Origin of the sequence: Thiolapillus sp., assembly GCF_048562965.1 — a bacterium.
Lineage (GTDB): Bacteria > Pseudomonadota > Gammaproteobacteria > Chromatiales > Chromatiaceae > Thiolapillus > Thiolapillus brandeum_A.
Genome location: NZ_JBHNMF010000871.1, coordinates 1 through 1,203, shown reverse-complemented (window position 1 = coordinate 1,203; position 1,203 = coordinate 1). Strand labels below are relative to the sequence as shown.

The 1,203-nt window shown below is 57.6% G+C and carries 1 protein-coding gene; it reads right to left on the bottom strand.

Translation table 11 applies throughout. The features are described 5' to 3' along the window. Positions 1–1,203: two-component regulator propeller domain-containing protein (locus ACOCD2_RS20800; RefSeq protein WP_293675225.1), on the bottom strand; the 1,203-nt coding region annotated here is incomplete at both ends.

Here is a 1,203-nt window from a genome sequence, read left to right as displayed (position 1 = left end):
CTGGGGCACGAATAGGTTGTCAAAGGCCGAGTCGATTTTGGGGACTGGGATGTCCCAAAATCTATCACGAGGTCGAAGACACACTTGGACCAGAAAGCGGTAGTTGCCGGGGGGCATGCTGGCGTAGTTGGCGAAACGCGCACCGGCGCTGGTTTCCGTCCATTCTTCCTCGAGCCCCTCCATCCTGTAGGCATAACGAATCTGCTTGGGGCTCGCATAGTTGTTGCTGGCAAATTCGAGGGTAATGCTCGGCCAGCGTGGTTCTATGGTGAGATGGTCTGTATAGGCTATTGGCCTGCTCAGCGGACTGGCGGGTATGCCCACGCTCATGGGATGATTGTCCAGCCGCAATTCGGTGAAGATCACCCGGGGTGTAACGGGATCGTCGGTGATCCACTCGGGGGAGAAAATGCTCATGCCCTTTACGCCGCCGAAATAGATGAGCCCCTGGTCGTCCTGCAGGCCCGATCCGATGTAATAACCCTCGGAAAAAGCCCCATCCTTGTCGTTGAAATTTTGTATAGCCCCTGAAGTGGGATCGAGCCGGGTGATGCTGCGGGTGGTCGTAAACCAGATCAGGCCGTTGGCGGATTCGGCAATGGCGCCGATGGCATTGGATGCCAGCTCCTGCTGCATGGAGTAGAAGGTCAGCTTCGCCCGCGATAGATCAAAATCCGTATCAAGCTCCATGTGGAACAGGCCGTCGCCCTGTGTGCCCACCCAGATGCTGCCATCCCTGGCCTGATACAGATAGGTGATGCTGTTGAAGCCATGGGTTTCTCCATCGATAGCATCCAGCACGGTTGCTGTGCGGGTATCGATGAGATGAATCTTGCCGAGTCCCCCAACCAGGATCCTGGATGTGTCGAGCTGCAGCATGCCATAGGTGTGGGGCAGTTGCAGGCTGGCGACGATCTTGCGGGTACGCGGGTCATATTTAAGGAGTTCCGTGGGCCGGCCCAGCCACAGATAACCTTCGCTGTCTTCGAGCATCTTGATGAAGTAATAGGGGTTGCTCAGTTCAGGTGGCTGGAGCTTTTTCTCACCGGGAGGCAGCCTGCGCAATCCGGTAGAACTGCCTACCCAGAGGGTGCCGTCCCGGGACATGAACAGGCCATAGGCGGTAGTTTTTGCCGCCAGGGCCTGGTGGTCGGCGGTGGGAACGATCCGGAACGCGGTTTTCCCGGGTGGACGGTAGGCTAG